Origin of the sequence: Luteibacter jiangsuensis, from assembly GCF_030812295.1 — a bacterium.
In the GTDB taxonomy this organism is placed as follows: domain Bacteria; phylum Pseudomonadota; class Gammaproteobacteria; order Xanthomonadales; family Rhodanobacteraceae; genus Luteibacter; species Luteibacter jiangsuensis_A.
This window is the reverse complement of the sequence record NZ_JAUSSK010000002.1, coordinates 26,594-43,983: the sequence shown is the minus strand read 5'-3', so window position 1 is coordinate 43,983 and position 17,390 is coordinate 26,594. Positions and strand designations below refer to the sequence as shown.

Genomic DNA, 17,390 nt, shown 5'->3' with positions numbered 1-17,390 from the left:
TCGGCGATTCACGTCGTGCGCGATGCCATCACCGCAAAACCAACACCACATCCCTTATCCTCTGGGGCTTCACGGGCCAACGGGTGACGCGGTGATCGGTTTCGATCTGGTGAGCAAACGGTACGAGGGCGATCACCAGGCCCTTACCGACGTGTCCTTTAGTGTCGAGGCGGGTGAAATGGCCTTCGTCACGGGCCACTCCGGGGCGGGGAAAAGCACGCTGCTCAAACTGCTGGCGATGATCGAGCGCCCGACCAACGGCGTGGTGACCCTCGATGGCCGCAAGCTCAATACCGTGCGGCCGGCCGAGATCCCGAAGATCCGGCGCAAGCTGGGCATGGTTTTCCAGGACCACCGCCTGCTGCTGGACCGCAGCGTCTTCGCCAACGTCGAACTGCCCTTGATCATCGCGGGTGTGTCACCGGCCGACCGGGGCCGCCGTGTGCGGGCGGCGCTGGAGAAAGTCGGTCTGCTCAGCTACGAGAAACAACTGCCCGAAGCGCTTTCCACGGGCGAGCAGCAGCGCGTGGGCATCGCGCGGGCCATCGTCGCCAAACCGGCCGTGCTCATCGCCGACGAACCCACCGGTAACCTCGACCCGCAACTGGCGATGGAAATCATGGGCCTGTTCGCGGAGTTCCAGGCGGTCGGTACCGCCGTCCTCGTCGCCAGCCACGACCTCATGCTGATCAAGCGAATGAAGAAGCGCGTCGTCGTGCTCGATCACGGCAAGCTGGTTGCCGACGTGCCCGCGATGGAGGTGGTATGAACGCCGTCCGCGAGCCGCGCCGCGCGCCCGAGCCGGAAAAGACCCGCCGCAGCGAGCCGCGCAAGGTCGGCGCGTGGCGCGAACACCACGCCTGGAGCATGTCGATCAGCCTGCGCCGCCTCGGTGCCCGGCCGCTCGGCACCTTGCTTACCGTGGCCGTGATGGGCGTGGCGCTCGCCCTGCCGCTGACCTTCTATCTCCTGCTCGGCAACGTGCAGCGGATGGGCGATGCACTCGGCCGCAACCAGTCCATCAGCGCGTTCATGAAACCGGGCCAGAACGCGGGCATGGCCGAGACCGCCGCTTCCGCCTTGCGCGGTCGTCCGGAAGTGGCCGACATCGTCGTGCGTACGCCGAAGGATGGCCTCGACGAGCTGGCTGAGGTACAGGGGTTTTCCGGCGCGCTGCAATCGCTCGACGCCAACCCGCTGCCTTATGTGCTTTCCGTGCAACCCAAGCCCGGGTTGTCGGCCGAGGACATCGGCCGCCTCGTCGATTCGATGAAGGCCACGCCCGGTGTCGACATGGTCCAGGACACCGGTGCATGGCGACAGCGTCTCGATGCCCTGCTCGGCGTGGGTACCCGTGCAGTCAGCCTGCTGGCGCTGTTGCTCGGCATCGCCGCCCTGCTGGTGGTCGGCAACACGATTCGTGTCGACATCCAGAGCCGTAGCGCCGAGATCGGCGTGCTCCTGCTCATCGGCGCCAGCCGTCCGTTCGTCCGCCGTCCGTACCTGTATGCCGGTATCTGGCTGGGCTTCCTGGCGGGTGTCCTTGCCGTGGCGCTAGCCGTGGTCCTCGAGTTGGCCCTTGCCGGACCCGTCGGCCGCCTGGCCGCGGCGTACGACGGCAGCGTGAGCTTCGGCGGACTCCCCGCCTGGCTCCTGCTTTCGGTACCCTTCGCTTCGGCCGTGCTGGGGTGGCTCGGTGCGCGGCTCGTCAGCGCGCGCCAGATTCGCCGCGCCGCGGCGGCCTGACAGGGGAGGGCGGGGTGGGATCTCACATCGGTTCGGGTGTCGCGGGCGCGACGCCTCGTATTCTCGTGGTGGACGGCTCGAAGGTCGTTCGCCAGTTGATCGCACGCGTGGTCAACGCGGAGGTGCCGGGGGTGGAGATCGTCGGCGCCTCCACGGGTGCCGACGCGCAAGCCGAGTTGCAGCGTGGCGTCTTCGACTTCGTCACCGTGGCGCTGCGCCTGCCCGACATGGATGGGTTGGATGTGGCGCGTTTCGTGCGCGAGTCCGCCCCGCAGATCTATATGCCGATCGTCGTGGTCTCCGGCGACGTCGAAGCGCGCCTGCACCGGCGCGAACTGGGCGAGTTCGTCACCGACTACTTCGACAAGTCCCTGGGCTTCGGCGCCCTGGCGGAGTTCATTCGTGGCTACGTGCGTCCCGAGGGCGGCGCGGAAGGCGAGGTGCTCTATGTCGAGGACAGCCGCGTGGTGGCGCTTGCCACGCGACGCATGATGGAGAAGTACGGCCTTACCGTGCGCCATGTCATCAGTGCGGAGGACGCGCTCATCCATCTGCGCGAAGCCAGGGCGCGTGGCGAGATCGGCGCCGACGTGGTCCTTACCGACGTCAGCCTCAAGGGGGAACTCACCGGTGGCGACCTCGTCGAACGCATCCGCAACGAGTTCGGCTATGGCAAGGGGCAACTCCCCACACTGATCATGACCGGTGACGAGAACCCCGCGAACCAGGCGGCGCTCCTTCGCGCCGGCGCCAACGACCTCGTAGAGAAACCCGTCGAGGAAAAACTGCTCATCACCAAGCTGCTGTTCCAGCTCCGGGTGGCCTTGCACCTTCGCGACAGGGCGGAAAGTTGAACGATCGCGTGAAGCTCGAGCCGTCCTGGAAAGAAAGGATCGGCGACTACCTCGATCGCCCGGAGATGCGGGCGCTCTCGGCCTTTCTTCGCGAAGAAAAGGCACGAGGCAAGACGATCTACCCACCCGGTCCGGATATCTTCAACGCGTTCGCGCACACGCCGTTCGACAAGGTGCGCGTCGTCATCCTCGGCCAGGATCCCTACCATGGCCCCGGTCAGGCGCACGGCCTCAGTTTTTCCGTGCGGCCCGGCGTGCGCGTGCCCCCTTCTCTGCAGAACATATTCAAGGAAATCGAGAATTCCCTCGGCATCCCGCGCCCCGACCACGGCTGCCTCACTCCATGGGCCGACCGTGGCGTGCTGCTGCTCAACGCGGTGCTCACGGTGGAGGCGGGGCAGGCGGGTTCGCACCAGGGCAAGGGCTGGGAGGGCTTCACCGACGCCGCCATCGACGCCCTCAACCGCGAACGCGAAGGCCTCGTCTTCATGCTCTGGGGGAGCCACGCACAGAAGAAGGGCCAGCTGATCGACGGCAGGCGCCATAAGATCCTGCGCAGCGTGCATCCCTCCCCCCTGTCCGCGCATCGTGGCTTCATGGGTTGCGGCCACTTCGCCCAGGCGAACGCTTATCTCGAGTCGCGAGGCGAGCCGCCGATCGACTGGTCGCTGCCGCCCAAGGCGGAACTGACCGTCTAGGCCGGGGCTCGCCCCTGCGGATGACGCTCCCAGGGTGGGGGCTGCCCTGGGCCTTCCATGGCAGGGCCTCCTCTCCAAGGCCTTTAAAGGCTGTCGGTCGCCCCAATTTCGTGAAGTACGACAGTCACATAGCTACCGTTGTAGGCCTTCCGCCGCACCGTGCGGTGGCGGGCCGTCTGTCTCCTGAATACCTCCCTGGGGCCTCTGGACAGCCGGAGGGTATTTCTGTACCATTGCGTACAGTTAACCGATATGAACTTCGGGCTGACTTAGCACTCTCACTTCGGGACTGCTAATCTGCATACAGACTTTCAGGAGGTTCCACACATGTCCCAAGCCCTCGCCACCCGTAACTACGGGCTACCGAGCGTCGTTGGCAGTCTGGATTCCTATATCTCGGCGGTCCATCGCATCCCGGTGCTCAGCCTTGACGAGGAGCAGTCGCTGGCGCGCCGCTTCCACGACGCCGCCGATCTCGACGCCGCCAAGCAGCTCGTGATGTCCCACCTGCGTTTCGTGGTCCATGTGGCTCGCGGCTACAACGGTTACGGCTTGCAGCTGTCCGATCTCATCCAGGAAGGCAACATCGGCCTGATGAAGGCGGTGAAGCGCTTCGACCCGGACCAGGGCGTTCGCCTGGTCAGCTTCGCGGTGCACTGGATCCGTGCGGAGATGCACGAGTTCATCCTGCGCAACTGGCGCATCGTGAAGGTCGCGACCACCAAGGCGCAGCGCAAGCTGTTCTTCAACCTGCGCAAGAGCAAGAAGCGCCTGGGTTGGATGAATGCCGAGGAAGTGCGCGTCGTCGCGCAGGACCTGGGCGTGCCGGAAGCGACCGTGCGCGAGATGGAATCGCGTCTTTCGGGTCGTGACGTGGGCTTCGAGGCCCCCGCCGACGCGGATGACGACGACAAGCCGGCACCGGCCGCCTTCCTCGTCGACGAAGGCGCCGATCCGTACGACAACCTCGCCGAGGAAGATGCCAGCAACAACCAGATGGGCGCGCTGTCCTCTGCCCTGGGCGACCTGGACGATCGCTCGCGCGACATCATCCAGCGCCGCTGGCTGGCCGAGGACAACAAGGCCACGCTGCAGGACCTGGCCGATGAATACGGCGTTTCCGCCGAACGCATCCGCCAGATCGAGGCGAACGCCATGAAGAAGATGCGAGTCGCCATCGCGGCTTGATCCTCGGAACTGGCGTAAGATCCGGAACGGCTCCGCGAGGGGCCGTTTTCCGTTGCCTTCAGCCCATGCGGAGTGAACCCGGATGCCCAGGGCCCTGGTCATCGAAGACGATGAAGTGACCGCCCGCGACATCGTCGCGGAGCTGGGTGCGCACGGTCTTGCCGCCGATTGGGTGGCCAACGGCCGCGAAGGCCTCGAGCGCGCGCTAGCGGACGGCTACGACATCATCACCCTCGATCGCATGCTGCCGGGCATGGACGGCATCGACGTGGTCTCCGCCTTGCGCAAGCGCAACGTCGATACGCCGGTACTGATGATCAGTGCCCTGTCCGACGTGGACGATCGCGTACGCGGCCTGCGTGCGGGCGGCGACGACTACCTCACCAAGCCCTTCGCTCCCGACGAGCTGGCCGCGCGTGCGGAGGTGCTGCTGCGCCGGCGCCGGCCGAGCGCGAACGATACGCGGCTGCGCGTCGCGGACCTCGAACTGGATCTGGTCCGTCATAACGCCGAGCGCAACGGAGAAGCGCTCACCTTGTTGCCCACCGAGTTCCGTCTGCTTGAATTCCTGATGCGCAACGCGGGCCAGGTGGTGACGCGGCAGATGATCTTCGAGCATGTGTGGGGCTTCCACTTCGATCCCGGCACCAACGTGATCGACGTCCATATCGGCCGCCTGCGGCGCAAGATCGATGGCGCCGGCCAGGCGCCACTCATCCGCACCGTACGCGGCTCGGGGTATGTCCTTGCGCCCGCTGACTGACGCCTGGCGTTCCGCCACCTCGCGCCTGATCATCATCTATGGCGCGCTGTTCGCGATCTGGTCCGTCGTGCTGCTGGGCGTCGTGCAGTGGGAGGCTTCGCGCTACCTTTCGGGCGTGGTCGACCAGATGCTTGCCGCGCGCATCCATTACCTCGAGAACACGGACCAGCGGCGCCTGCCGGCGACCGTCGAGGCGGCAAGCGCCATCGACGTCCAGGGCTTCATGTGGATCGGCTTGTTCGATGCGAAGGGCGCGCGCATCGCAGGCAATATCAGCAAGGTGCCCGAGGAACTGACCCAGACCGACGAGGGCGTGGTGCGTTCGGTCAACGCCAGCCTTGCCGGCCCGACCCGCAACGCCACCCTGCGCGCGCGCGGTATTACCCGCGTGCTGCCCAACGGCGACCGCCTGGTCGTCGCGAAGGAAAGCACGACCATCGACGGCATTGGCGCGATCATCAGCCGTGGTCTGCTGTGGGGCCTGTCACTGACACTCATTCCGGGCCTGCTCGGCGGCATCCTGATCGCCCGCGGTCCTGCGCGGCGGATCCGGGCGATCCAGCGGGCGATGGAGCCGATTCGCGAAGGCGACCTCAGCGTGCGCCTGCCCGTCACGCGCGGCGGCGACGAGGTGGACCTGCTAGCCGCGACGGTGAACACCACGCTGACCGAGATCGAGCGCTTGCTCGGCGAGGTGAAGGGAGTCACCGATAACATCGCTCACGACTTGCGCACACCGCTCACGCGGATGCGCACGCGCCTGTATCGGCTGCAGCAGCAGTTCGAGGGGAAGCCCGAAGCGGAGCAGCTCGACGCCTGCGTCGCCGAGATCGACACCGTCCTCAGCCGGTTCCGTGCCCTGTTGCGGGTATCCGAACTGGAGGACCGCCAGCGCAGCGCCTGCTTCGAAAACATGGACCTGGGCGCCGTGTTGCGCAACGTGCACGAGTTCTACGCACCGCTGGCCGAGGATCGCGGACAGCTGTTCGAAATCGACGTGGGACGCTTGCCACCGCTTCGCGGCGATCCCCAGCTCATGTTCGAGGCATTCGCCAACCTCGTCGGGAACGCGATCAAGTTCACTCCGAACGGTGGCGCCGTACGCCTCGTGGCGCTCACCGATCCCACGGGTGACGCGCGGGTGGATATCGCGGACACCGGTCCGGGCATCCCGCCGAACGAGCGCGAGGCGGTGTTCCGCCGGTTCTACCGGGGCGACGAGACCCGCACCAAGCCGGGTTGCGGCCTAGGCCTTGCGATCGTGAGCGCCATCGTCCGCCTGCACGGGTTCTCGTTGTCGGTGGGTGGAAACGAGAAGGGCGCGGTGTTTTCCGTGACGTGTCCGGCCGCCTAAATAAATCTTAACTACGCGGCGGATTCCTCCGGGCGCAAAATCCGCCGCGACGCAACATCGCGCTCGGAATCCGTCTTCCCATGATTGGCATCGTCCGGATCGCACTCACGCGGCCGTATACCTTCGTCGTCCTCGCCCTGCTGATCCTCATCATCGGTCCGCTTGCCGCGCTGCGCACGCCGACGGACATCTTTCCCGACATCAAGATTCCGGTGATCGCCGTGGTGTGGCAGTACAACGGCCTGCCGCCGGACCAGATGGTCGGACGCGTCTCGTCGCCGTTCGAGCGCGTGCTGACCACGACGGTGAACGACGTGGAGCACATCGAGGCCAGCTCGATCCAAGGCTTCGGCATCATCAAGATCTTCTTCCAGCCGACCGTCGACATCCGCACCGCCAATGCCCAGGTCACGGCCGTTGCGCAGACCCTCTTGCGCCAGCTGCCGCAGGGCACCACGCCGCCGCTGATCCTGAACTACAACGCGTCGACGGTGCCGATCATCCAGCTGGCGCTGTCCGGCGAGGGCCTCACCGAGCAGAACCTGGGCGACCTCGGCCTCAACATCATCCGTCCGCAACTGACCTCCGTGGCCGGTGCGGCCATTCCGTTCCCGTTCGGCGGCAAGACGCGCCAGGTGCAGATCGATATCGATCCGCCGGCGTTGCAGGCTCGCGGACTGTCCGCGCAGGATGTCGCCAACGCGCTGGCCGCGCAGAACCTGATCACGCCGGTGGGTACGCAGAAGATCGGCGAGTACGAATACACGGTGCAGCTCAACAACTCGCCGTCGGACGTGGACGAGCTCGGCAACCTGCCGGTGAAGACGGTCAACGGTGCCACCGTCTTCATTCGCGACATCGCCCACGTGCGCGACGGCTCGCCGCCGCAGACCAACATCGTGCACGTCAACGGCGATCGCTCGGTGCTGATGACCGTGCTGAAGAACGGCTCGGCATCCACGCTGGCGATCATCGCCGGGATCAAGGAGCGCGTCGCCGCCATGAAGGACGCGCTGCCGTCCAGCCTCAAGATCGCGCCCATCGGTGACCAGTCCCTATTCGTGAGCGCGGCGATCGAAGGCGTGGCCCGCGAAGGCATCATCGCCGCGGCACTTACCAGCTTGATGATCCTCCTGTTCCTCGGCAGCTGGCGTTCGACGGTGATCATCGCCACGTCCATCCCGCTGGCCATCCTCGGCTCCATCGCGGCGTTGTCGGCGATGGGCGAGACCATGAACATCATGACGCTGGGTGGCCTCGCACTGGCCGTGGGTATCCTCGTGGACGATGCCACGGTGACCATCGAGAACATCAACTGGCACCTGGAGCACGGCAAGGACGTCGAGACCGCGATTCTCGATGGCGCGGCGCAGATCGTGACGCCGGCCTTCGTCTCGTTGTTGTGCATCTGCATCGTGTTCGTGCCGATGTTCTTCCTCCAGGGCGTGGCGCGCTTCCTCTTCGTGCCCATGGCCGAGGCGGTCATGTTCGCGATGATCGCGTCCTTCATCCTCTCGCGCACGCTCGTGCCGACGATGGCCAAGTACCTGCTGCACCCACACTCGCACGACGACCCGCATGGCGAGGGCAAGAAGCCGTCGCGCAATCCCCTGGTCCGTTTTCAGCGCCGTTTCGAGGCCCGCTTCGAAAAGATTCGCGAGAGCTACCACGGACTGCTCGCCCTCGCCCTGCATCACCGCAAGGTCTTCATCGTCGGCTTCATGGCTTTCGTGGTGCTCTCCTTCGCCCTGGTGCCGATGCTCGGCCGCAACTTCTTCCCGGCGGTGGATTCGGGCCAGATCCTCATGCACGTGCGCGCCCCCGTGGGAACGCGCGTGGAGGAAAGCGCGCGTCTGTTCGCCGAGGTGACCGACGCCGTGCGGCGGGTCATCCCGAAGGAGGAACTCGGGACCGTGGTCGACAACATCGGCCTGTCCTCGTCGGGCATCAACAACACCTATAACAACACCGGCACCATCGGTTCGCAGGATGGCGACATCCAGATCGCGCTGAACGAAGGGCACGCGCCGACCGCCGACTATGTGCGCCGGTTGCGCGAGCAGCTGCCACGCGAGTTCCCGGGCACGACGTTCTCTTTCCCACCGGCGGACATCATCAGCCAGATCCTGAACTTCGGCTCGCCCGCACCCATCGATCTGCAGATCCGCGGTCCGAACCTCGCGGCGAACTTCGACTATGCGAGCCGCCTGCTGCGCGAGATCCGCCGTGTGCCGGGCGTGGCCGACGCACGCATCCAGCAGTCGCGGGCCAACCCGACGCTCAACGTGGACGTCGACCGCAGCCGCGCGCAGCAGGTGGGCATCACCGAACGTGACGTCACGAGTAGCCTCGGCGTGAACCTTGCCGGTTCCAGCCAGATCGCGCCGACTTTCTGGCTCAACCCGCAGAACGGCGTGTCCTACCCGATCGTGATGCAGACGCCGCAATACAGCCTCGACAGCCTGCCCGACCTGGAGAACGTGCCGATCAGCCCGAGTTCCGGCACGGCCGGCTCGCAGATCCTCGGTGGCCTTGCCACGGTATCGCGCGCAGCCACCAACGCGGTGGTGAGTCAGTACAACATCCAGTCGATGGTCGAGATCTACGCGACGACGCAGGACCGCGACCTCGGCGCCGTCGCCGCCGACATCCAGAAGATCATCGAGGCGAACAAGAAGTTCCTGCCCAAGGCTTCGACCACGGCCCTGCTCGGTCAGGTGCAGACCATGAACAACGCGTTCTCCGGGTTGATCCTGGGCCTGCTCGGCGCGATCGTGCTGATCTACCTGCTGATCGTGGTGAACTTCCAGTCGTGGAGCGATCCGTTCGTGATCGTCACCGCGCTGCCCGCGGCGATCGCGGGGATCATCTGGATGCTGTTCGCCACGCATACCACCTTGTCGGTGCCTGCGCTCACCGGCGCCATCATGTGCATGGGCGTGGCCACCGCCAATTCGATCCTGGTGGTCAGCTTCTGCCGCGAGCGGCTGGCCGAACTCGGAGACGCGACGGCCGCGGCACTCGACGGTGGATTCGTGCGCTTCCGCCCGGTGCTGATGACCGCGCTGGCGATGATCATCGGCATGGCACCCATGGCCCTGGGCCTGGGCGAAGGCGGCGAGCAGAACGCACCGCTCGGCCGCGCCGTGATCGGTGGCCTGGTCTTCGCCACGGTCGCCACGCTGTTCTTCGTCCCCGTCGTCTTCAGCATCATCCACGCGCGTCGTGGTCATCCGTCACCCACACCGGCGAACACCTCCGGAGAGCCTGTCCATGTCGCCTGATACGTTGCAAACCCCTCCGCCTCGCCGGCTCCGGCTGGCCGGCATCATCGCCGCGATCGTCGTCCTGGCTATCGTCGTGGCTGGCGTGGCGACGCGCGCCAACGATTCGCGAAAACTGCGCGAATGGACGGAGGCACAGTCCGTGCCGACGGTGAACGTGGTCACTCCCGAGGGTGGCCAGGGCGGCGGCGAACTCAACCTCCCGGGCCGTCTCCAGGCGTATGCCCGTGCGCCGATCTTCGCGCGCACCAGCGGGTACCTCAAATACTGGAAGGCGGATATCGGGCAGAAGGTGAAGGCGGGCGAGCTGCTTGCCGAGATCGAGACGCCGGACCTCGACCAGCAGCTGCTCCAGGCCAGGGCCGATCTCGCCAGCGCCCGTGCGAATGAAGCGCTGGCGCAAACCACGGCAAGGCGCTGGCAAACCATGCGCGATTCCGATTCCGTATCCAAGCAGGAAGTGGACGAGAAGGTCGGCGATTACGATGCCAAGCACGCGCTGGCCCAGGCCGCGCAAGCCAACCTGGAGCGTATCGAGGCACTGAAGAGTTTCGCCAAGCTCGTCGCGCCGTTCGATGGCGTGGTCACCGCGCGCGAGACGGATGTCGGTGCCTTGATCAATGCCGGTGGTGGCGGCCAGGAATTGTTCGTGGTATCCGACGTGCGCAAGCTGCGGATGTACGTGAACGTGCCGCAGAACTACGCCCCGTCCATCAAGCAGGGTGCCATCGTGAAACTTGCGGTGCCGGAGTATCCCGGGCAGACCTTCACGGGAACGATCGAATCCTCGTCGTCGGCGATCAACGCGGCGTCGGGCACCACGCTGGTCCAGGTGTCGGTCGACAATGCCGACGGCCGGCTGCTGCCCGGCGGATATGCGAGCGTCACCTTCGACCTGCCCGCCAACGCGGCGTTGCTGCGCGTGCCGGCGAGCGCCCTGGTCTTCGACAACTCGGGCCTTCGCGTCGCCGTGGTGGACGGACAGGACAAGGTGAAGTTCAAGGACGTGACCATCGCCCGCGACTTCGGAAAGACCGTGCAGCTCGGCTCGGGTCTGGCCGCGGGCGACCGCCTGATCGAGAGCCCGCCCGACGGGCTTGCCGATGGCGACACCGTGCGCATCAATCCGCCGAAGAAAACGGAAGGCGAGCAAGCGAAGAAGGCGGACGGTGACCATGCCAAGGCCTGACACCCTCCCGGTGGGCCTCCCGGTGGGAGCCGACCCTGTCGGCGATGGGTGCTTGCCGCAAAATCGAATCGCCGACAGGGTCGGCTCCCACCGGAGTCCGGCCTTCGGAACCTGTGCCCGCGTCTTGACCGCCGTCCTGGTGTCGCTCGGCTTGTCGGCTTGCTCGCTCGCACCTGCCTACAAGGTGCCCGATGTGCCGGTGGCGGAGCAGTACGCGAACGCGTCCACCCCGTGGACGGAGGCCAAGCCGGCCGATCACCTCGACCGGAATGGCTGGTGGAAGCTCTACGACGATCCTCGCCTCGACGAGCTACAGGCGAAGCTGGTCGCGAACAATGCGACGCTGGCGGCGGCGCTTGCGCATTACGAGCAATCGGAAGCGTTCACCCGGCAAGTGCGCGCGGGCCTTTTCCCGCAGATCGGGTTGAACGGCAACGCCACGCGCAACCGCGAGTCCGACACGCGGCCCTTGCGCGGTGCCACGTCGCCCGCCTTGTACAACTCGTACACGATCGGTGCCCAGCTCGATTACGAGGTGGACCTGTGGGGGCGGGTACGCGATAGCGTCGCCGCCGGCACCGCCGAACAGGCCGCATCGGCAGCGGATCTCGCCTCCGTGCAGTTGAGCCTCCAGGCGCAACTGGCCGACAGCTACCTCCAGCTCAACGGTTTCGACCGCCAGATCAAGGTCCTCAGTGAAAGCATCGATGCCTTCACCCATGCACTCGAACTGACCCGGTCGCGCCACGACGGCGGCATCGCCTCTGGCCTGGACGTGGCGCGTGCACAGACGCAGTTGTCCAACGCGAAGTCACAGCTGACCCAGGCCCAGGCGCAGCGCGGCCTGGTCCTGCATGCCATCGCGGTGCTCGTCGGCGAATCCGCGTCCGCCTTTACGCTGGCGGCCGACGACGAGGCCGTACACGTTCCCACGATTCCGCTCGAAGTGCCGTCGTTGATCCTGCAGAGGCGCCCCGACATCGCCGCCGCCGAGCGGCGCACGGCCGCCGCGAACGCGCGCGTGGGCATCGCACGTTCCGCGTTCTTTCCGCAGCTGACGCTCGACGCGCAAGGAGGCTGGCAAAGCAGCACGTGGGGCAGCATCGCCACCGCGCCGAACCGTTTCTGGTCGATCGGCCCGACCTTGTTCCTCAGCGTATTCGACGGTGGTCGCCGCAAGGCTGGCGTCGATGCGGCCAAGGCGGCAACCGAGGAGGCAGGCGCGCAGTATCGCGGCGTGGTGCTCGACGCCTTCGCCCAGGTCGAGGACAACCTCACCCTGCTGCGCGACCTGGGCGCCGCCCTTACCGATCAGCGCGCGGCAGCCGAAGCGGCACAGCGGTCGGTCGACCTGTCGCTCAACCGCTATCGCGAAGGTGCGGTGGGTTACCTCGATGTCGTCCAGGCCCAGACCGATGCACTCGATGCGCGGCGTAGCGTGATCGACCTGGAAACCCGCCAGCTTCGTGCGAGCGTGCAGCTGATCCGCGCGCTGGGCGGCGGCTGGAGCAACAGCTAGGCCGTATAGTGGCGTCATGCACGCCACGCTGGAACGCCAGAAATCAGCCCAACTCGCCGACGGGCCACCGTCGGCCGGGGTTCGCATCGATCGTCTCGACCGGGCCATCGGCCTCCTGGTGGACTACGCCGATGAGATGGCCGACGCCTTGCGCGAGGATTTCGGCCATCGCTCGGTGCACGCGTCGCTGGTGACCGATGTGGCTGCTTCGATCGAGCCACTCAAGCATGCGAAGCGTCATGTGCGCCGCTGGATGCGCCGCGAGCCGCGCAAGGTATCGCCGGCACCGCTCGCCTTGCTTGGTGCGAGGGCCTGGGTCGACTACCAGCCCAAGGGCGTCGTGGGCCTGATCTCGCCGTGGAACTTCCCGTTCAATCTCACGTTCGCCCCGCTTGCCGGCATACTCGCCGCCGGCAACCGCGCGATGATCAAGCCGTCGGAATTCACGCCGCGCTCCTCCGCGCTCATGCAGCGGATGATCGCCACGGCTTTCGGCGATAGCGAGGTCGCGGTGTTCACGGGCGATGCCGAGGTCGGTGCGGCTTTCGCTTCGCTTCCCTTCGACCATCTCCTGTTCACCGGAGCCACGTCGGTGGCGAAGCACATCATGCGCGCGGCTGCCGAGAACCTCGTGCCCGTGACGCTGGAGCTGGGCGGCAAGTCGCCGGCGATCGTCGGCACCGGTGCCGACCTCGACCTGGCGGCCAGGCGGCTGATGTTCGGCAAGACACTCAACGCGGGGCAGGTCTGTGTCGCGCCGGACTACGCGCTGCTGCGGCGAGATAGGGTGGACGCCTTCATCGACGCCCTGGATCGTGCCGTGAAGGGCATGTTCCCGACGTTCACCGGCAATCCCGATTACACGGCCATCGTCAATGCCCGCCATTTCGACCGGTTGCTCGGCTACCTCGACGATGCGCGCGCGAAAGGAGCGGTAGTGCGCGAACTGAATTCCCCGGACGGGGCGCTGGAGGAGCGTCGGCTCGTGCCTGCCGTGGTCACCGGCGTGGACGACACCATGGATATCATGCGTGACGAAATTTTCGGACCGATCCTGCCGATCGTCGCCTACGACGGCATCGACGATGCCATCGCCTACATCAACGGACATGCTCGCCCGCTGAGCTTGTATTACTTCGGCGACGACAGGCGGGAACAGGAGCATGTGCTTGCCCGCACCGTCGTCGGTGGCGTGACGATCAACGACACGGTGATGCACCTGAGCATGGACGACCTGCCATTCGGTGGTATCGGGCCGTCGGGCATGGGTGCGTACCACGGCGTGGACGGGTTTCGCACGTTCAGTCATGCGCGTCCGGTATACCGGCAGTCGCGCTTCGATATCTCCGCGATGTTGCGGCCACCTTATGGCGAGACCATCCGCCGCCTGCTGGATTTCAAGATTCGCCGCTGAGCGGCGCGGCGCAACCCGTTGGGATCCGGCCCATGAAAAAAGGGGCCTTGCGGCCCCTTCGCGTGTCGCGGGTGGAACGTCGCCTAGAGCTTCGCGCCCAGCAGCTCTTCCAGCTTGCGCTGGTCGGCGGCGAACTTGCGGATGCCTTCGGCGAGCTTGTCGGTGGCCATCGCGTTCTCGTTGTGGCCCCAGCGGAACTTGGCCTCGTCGATCTTCGCCGGACGATCCTCGCGGCGGCCACTGTCCTTCAGGGCAACCGGCAGGTCGCTGGTGTTCTCGTCCAGCTCCTTGAGCAATTCCGGCGAGATGGTCAGGCGGTCGCAGCCCGCAAGCGCCTGGATCTGGCCGATGTTGCGGAAGCTGGCGCCCATCACCACGGTCTCGTAGCCATGCAGCTTGTACCAGTCGTAGATGCGGCGGACCGACTGCACGCCCGGATCTTCCGCTGGCGCATAGGTCTTCTTGTCGGTGTTGGCGACGTACCAGTCGAAGATGCGGCCCACGAAGGGCGAGATCAGGAACACGCCGGCCTCGGCACAGGCAACCGCCTGTTCGAAGCTGAAGAGCAGGGTCAGGTTGCAGTCGATGCCATCCTTCTGCAGCTGCTCCGCGGCGCGGATGCCCTCCCACGTGGAGGCGAGCTTGATCAGGATGCGCTTCTTGTCGATGCCGATCTCTTCATAGAAGCCGATAAGGCGCTTGGCCTTGTCGATCGACGCCTTCGTGTCGAAGGAGAGGCGTGCATCGACCTCGGTGGAGACGCGGCCCGGGACGATCTTGAGGATCTCCCGTCCCACGAGCACGGCCAGGCGGTCGCTGGCGTCGACCAGCTGCTGGTCGCGGCTCTTGCTCTGGCCCTTGGCCCACTGCACGGCTTCGTCGATGTAGCCCGAATAAGCGGGAATGCCGGCGGCTTTCAGCAGCAACGACGGATTGGTGGTCGCGTCTTCCGGTTTGTACTTGGCGATCGCGGTGATGTCGCCGGTGTCGGCCACGACGGTGGTGATCTTGCGGAGTTGCTCGAGCTGAGTGGTCACGTTCGGGGTCCCGTTACCTGGTTAAGACTTTCATTGTCGCGCCGATCGCTTCGCAAATGTAGGCATCCGAAGGTATCGGTTCAGCGATATCCACATGATGTGTGAGCGGGCCTGGTACGAATCAAGCGGACCAGGGCCACCGGCATCGCTAGTAGAGGTCGATCGGATCCACATCCAGCGACCAGCGCACCTTGCGTGCCGAGGGCAGACCGGCGAGGGCTCGTTGCCACGGCCGCAGGAAGCCGTGGAGGCGCGCGCGCGATCCGGCCTCCACCAGCAGCTGCCCCCGGTGACGCCCTGCGCGCAGCGGCATGGGCGCGGGCATGGGCCCTGCTATCCGCAGGTCGCCGGGGTCGCCGATGGCCGCATGTGCCTGGGCGAGGAAATCGTCGACCTCGGCGCGGCCCAGCGCATCGGCACGCAGCAGCACCTGGTGCGCGTAAGGAGGCAGTTCGAGCAACCGGCGTTCCTCGAGCAGGGTGGCGGCCACGGCGGGATAACCGCCACGGAGCAGGCCGTGAAGCATGGCGTGGTCGGGGTGGTGGGTCTGCAGGAGGACGCTGCCCGGCTTGCTGGCCCGTCCTGCGCGGCCGGCCACCTGGACCACGAGCTGGGCCAGCCGCTCCCCGGCGCGAAAATCGACGCTGTGCAGGCCCTCGTCGACGCCGACGATGGCGACGAGCGTGAGATTGGGCAGGTCGTGGCCCTTGGCCAGCATCTGGGTGCCGACCAGGATCGCCGGTTTGTCCTCGCGCAGGCCATCGAGGATGTCGCCGAAGGCCTCGCGTCGGCGCGTGGTCTCGCGATCGATGCGGACCACCGGTATGTCCGGGAACCGCTCGTTGAGCGCCTCCTCCAGACGTTCGGTGCCCTGTCCCTGAGGGCTGAGGCTGGCCGAACCGCAGACCGGGCAGGCGGCGGGTACCGGCATGGTGTTGTCGCAGTGATGGCAGACCAGACGGCGCCGTCCCGCGTGCAGGGTCATCGGTCGTTCGCAGCGCGGACAGTCGGCGTGCCAGCCGCAATCGTGGCAGAGCAGCACCGGCGCGTAGCCGCGGCGGTTACGGAATACGAGGGCTTGCTCGCCGCGACCGACCGTCTCGGCCACGGCGTGCACGAGCGTTGGCGACAAGCCGTGGTCCAGTCGCTGCGCGCGCATGTCCACGATCCGCACGCGGGTGGGCTGGGACGCGCCCGGGCGTCCTCTCAATACGAGGCGACGGTAGCGCCCTGCTTCCACGTTGCCGAGGCTCTCCAGCGACGGCGTGGCCGACCCCAGCACCACCGGCACGTCCAGCGCCCGTGCGCGAACCAGTGCGAGGTCGCGGGCGTGGTACCGGAATCCTTCCTGTTGCTTGTAGGAGGCGTCGTGCTCCTCGTCGACGATGATCAGGCCGGCGTTCGGGAGCGGCGTGAATACCGCCGAGCGCGTCCCGAGCACGACCCGCGCCGTGCCGTTGCGGGCGCGCAGCCAGGCGCGGGCGCGTTCGCCCTCGGCCAGGTTGGAGTGCAGCACCTCCACCGCCACGCCCAGCCGTTCGCGCAGACGGCGCACGGTTTGTGGCGCGAGCCCGATCTCGGGCACCAGCAGCAGCGTCTGCTTGCCGTCGGCCAGCGCGCGTTCGATGAGGGCGAGATAGACCTCCGTCTTGCCGCTGCCGGTGACGCCATCGAGCAGGTAAGGCTGGAAGCCGCCGAAACCCTCGCCGATGGCGGCGACGGCAGCGGCCTGTTCCTCGCTCAGCGCCGGACCAGGGGCCGGGCGGGCGGGAAGCGAGGTTTCCTCGAGTTCGAGCTTCTCGATGAGACCGGCCTCTACCAGACGCCTCGCGGCGGCGCGCCATGCCGGCAGGGCGAAAGCGAGTTCGTCGGCGGCGCGTGGTCCGTCGTAGAGCGCTTCCAGCAGGCTGGCCGAGCCGCCCTTGCGGGTCTTCGCGTCGCGCGCGCTGTGGCCTTGCACGGTCAGGGCCCAGACCTCGCGTCCGGTGGCCGGTAGCGGCCGTGGTTCGCGCAAGGCCAGGGGCAGGGCGTTGGCGAAGGCTTCGCCGGGGGCACCTGCCCAATAGTCGGCCGCCCAGGCCAGCGTCGCGAGCAGTTCGGCATCGAGCAACGGGTACGGGTCGAGTACCTCGGTGGCCCGCTTCAGGCGTTTGGCGCCCACCGTGGCCTCGGCGGCAGGATCGATCACCACGCCGACCATCTCGCCGCGCCCGAAGGGCACGCGCACACGCGAACCGGCCTTCGCTTCACCCGCCGTGGGGGGCAGGTAGTCGAACAGGGTCGGCAGGGGGACGGGAAGGGCGACGCGGAGGACGGCGGTCATGCGAGGCCTAGTTTAATGGCA

At 66.6% G+C, this 17,390-nt stretch carries 13 protein-coding genes; 11 read left to right on the top strand and 2 right to left on the bottom strand.

The window, feature by feature from the left end; genetic code table 11:
• Positions 1–91 precede the first annotated feature (91 nt).
• From ftsE to J2T07_RS05550, 11 genes are all read left to right on the top strand, one after another.
• On the top strand, positions 92–769 hold the full coding sequence (gene ftsE / locus J2T07_RS05600; protein WP_306848048.1) for a cell division ATP-binding protein FtsE: 678 nt from the start codon (positions 92–94) through the stop codon (positions 767–769).
• Positions 766–1,746: a permease-like cell division protein FtsX gene (gene ftsX / locus J2T07_RS05595; protein ID WP_306848045.1), complete on the top strand. Its 981-nt coding sequence runs from the start codon at positions 766–768 to the stop codon at positions 1,744–1,746. The genes ftsE and ftsX overlap by 4 nt, the downstream gene beginning before the upstream one ends.
• Before the next feature lie 14 nt (positions 1,747–1,760).
• The gene (locus J2T07_RS05590; protein WP_306848043.1) at positions 1,761–2,600 is read left to right on the top strand and encodes a response regulator; all 840 of its coding nucleotides are present in this window, start codon (positions 1,761–1,763) and stop codon (positions 2,598–2,600) included.
• Positions 2,597–3,298, top strand: coding sequence for a uracil-DNA glycosylase (ung, locus tag J2T07_RS05585; RefSeq protein WP_306848041.1), 702 nt, complete (start codon positions 2,597–2,599; stop codon positions 3,296–3,298). The genes J2T07_RS05590 and ung overlap by 4 nt, the downstream gene beginning before the upstream one ends.
• Positions 3,299–3,625: 327 nt before the next feature.
• Positions 3,626–4,486 (top strand): RNA polymerase sigma factor RpoH, encoded by an 861-nt coding sequence (gene rpoH, locus J2T07_RS05580; RefSeq protein WP_306848039.1) that lies wholly within the window; start codon positions 3,626–3,628, stop codon positions 4,484–4,486.
• Positions 4,487–4,568: 82 nt separating this feature from the next.
• Positions 4,569–5,249, top strand: coding sequence for a response regulator transcription factor (locus J2T07_RS05575; RefSeq protein WP_306848037.1), 681 nt, complete (start codon positions 4,569–4,571; stop codon positions 5,247–5,249).
• A complete protein-coding gene (locus J2T07_RS05570; protein WP_306848035.1) occupies positions 5,227–6,603 on the top strand; it encodes a sensor histidine kinase in 1,377 nt (458 codons plus the stop codon). Before J2T07_RS05575 ends, J2T07_RS05570 begins: the two co-directional genes overlap by 23 nt.
• Positions 6,604–6,683: 80 nt before the next feature.
• The gene (locus J2T07_RS05565; protein ID WP_306848033.1) at positions 6,684–9,887 is read left to right on the top strand and encodes an efflux RND transporter permease subunit; all 3,204 of its coding nucleotides are present in this window, start codon (positions 6,684–6,686) and stop codon (positions 9,885–9,887) included.
• Complete coding sequence (locus J2T07_RS05560) at positions 9,877–11,076, top strand: efflux RND transporter periplasmic adaptor subunit (protein ID WP_306848031.1); 1,200 nt, start codon at positions 9,877–9,879, stop codon at positions 11,074–11,076. The genes J2T07_RS05565 and J2T07_RS05560 overlap by 11 nt, the downstream gene beginning before the upstream one ends.
• Before the next feature lie 124 nt (positions 11,077–11,200).
• Positions 11,201–12,595, top strand: a complete 1,395-nt coding sequence (locus J2T07_RS05555) for an efflux transporter outer membrane subunit (RefSeq protein ID WP_306848028.1) — start codon at positions 11,201–11,203, stop codon at positions 12,593–12,595.
• A gap of 16 nt (positions 12,596–12,611) precedes the next feature.
• A complete protein-coding gene (locus tag J2T07_RS05550) occupies positions 12,612–14,009 on the top strand; it encodes a coniferyl aldehyde dehydrogenase (RefSeq protein ID WP_306848026.1) in 1,398 nt (465 codons plus the stop codon).
• A gap of 83 nt (positions 14,010–14,092) precedes the next feature.
• On the opposite strand, the gene tal is transcribed toward J2T07_RS05550, so the two are convergent.
• Both tal and J2T07_RS05540 read right to left on the bottom strand, forming a co-directional pair.
• Entirely contained in the window at positions 14,093–15,046 is a 954-nt protein-coding gene (tal, locus tag J2T07_RS05545) for a transaldolase (protein WP_306848024.1), read from the bottom strand.
• A 148-nt stretch (positions 15,047–15,194) separates the two neighbouring features.
• On the bottom strand, positions 15,195–17,369 hold the full coding sequence (locus J2T07_RS05540; RefSeq protein ID WP_306848022.1) for a primosomal protein N': 2,175 nt from the start codon (positions 17,367–17,369) through the stop codon (positions 15,195–15,197).
• Positions 17,370–17,390 lie beyond the last annotated feature (21 nt).

Coding starts and splice junctions, on each gene's coding strand:
- J2T07_RS05570 (WP_306848035.1), top strand. CDS start 5,227: ATGTCCTTGCGCCCGCTGACTGACGCCTGGCGTTCCGCCACCTCGCGC.
- J2T07_RS05560 (WP_306848031.1), top strand. CDS start 9,877: ATGTCGCCTGATACGTTGCAAACCCCTCCGCCTCGCCGGCTCCGGCTG.
- J2T07_RS05575 (WP_306848037.1), top strand. CDS start 4,569: ATGCCCAGGGCCCTGGTCATCGAAGACGATGAAGTGACCGCCCGCGAC.
- ftsX (WP_306848045.1), top strand. CDS start 766: ATGAACGCCGTCCGCGAGCCGCGCCGCGCGCCCGAGCCGGAAAAGACC.
- J2T07_RS05540 (WP_306848022.1), bottom strand. CDS start 17,369: ATGACCGCCGTCCTCCGCGTCGCCCTTCCCGTCCCCCTGCCGACCCTG.
- rpoH (WP_306848039.1), top strand. CDS start 3,626: ATGTCCCAAGCCCTCGCCACCCGTAACTACGGGCTACCGAGCGTCGTT.
- J2T07_RS05565 (WP_306848033.1), top strand. CDS start 6,684: ATGATTGGCATCGTCCGGATCGCACTCACGCGGCCGTATACCTTCGTC.
- J2T07_RS05550 (WP_306848026.1), top strand. CDS start 12,612: ATGCACGCCACGCTGGAACGCCAGAAATCAGCCCAACTCGCCGACGGG.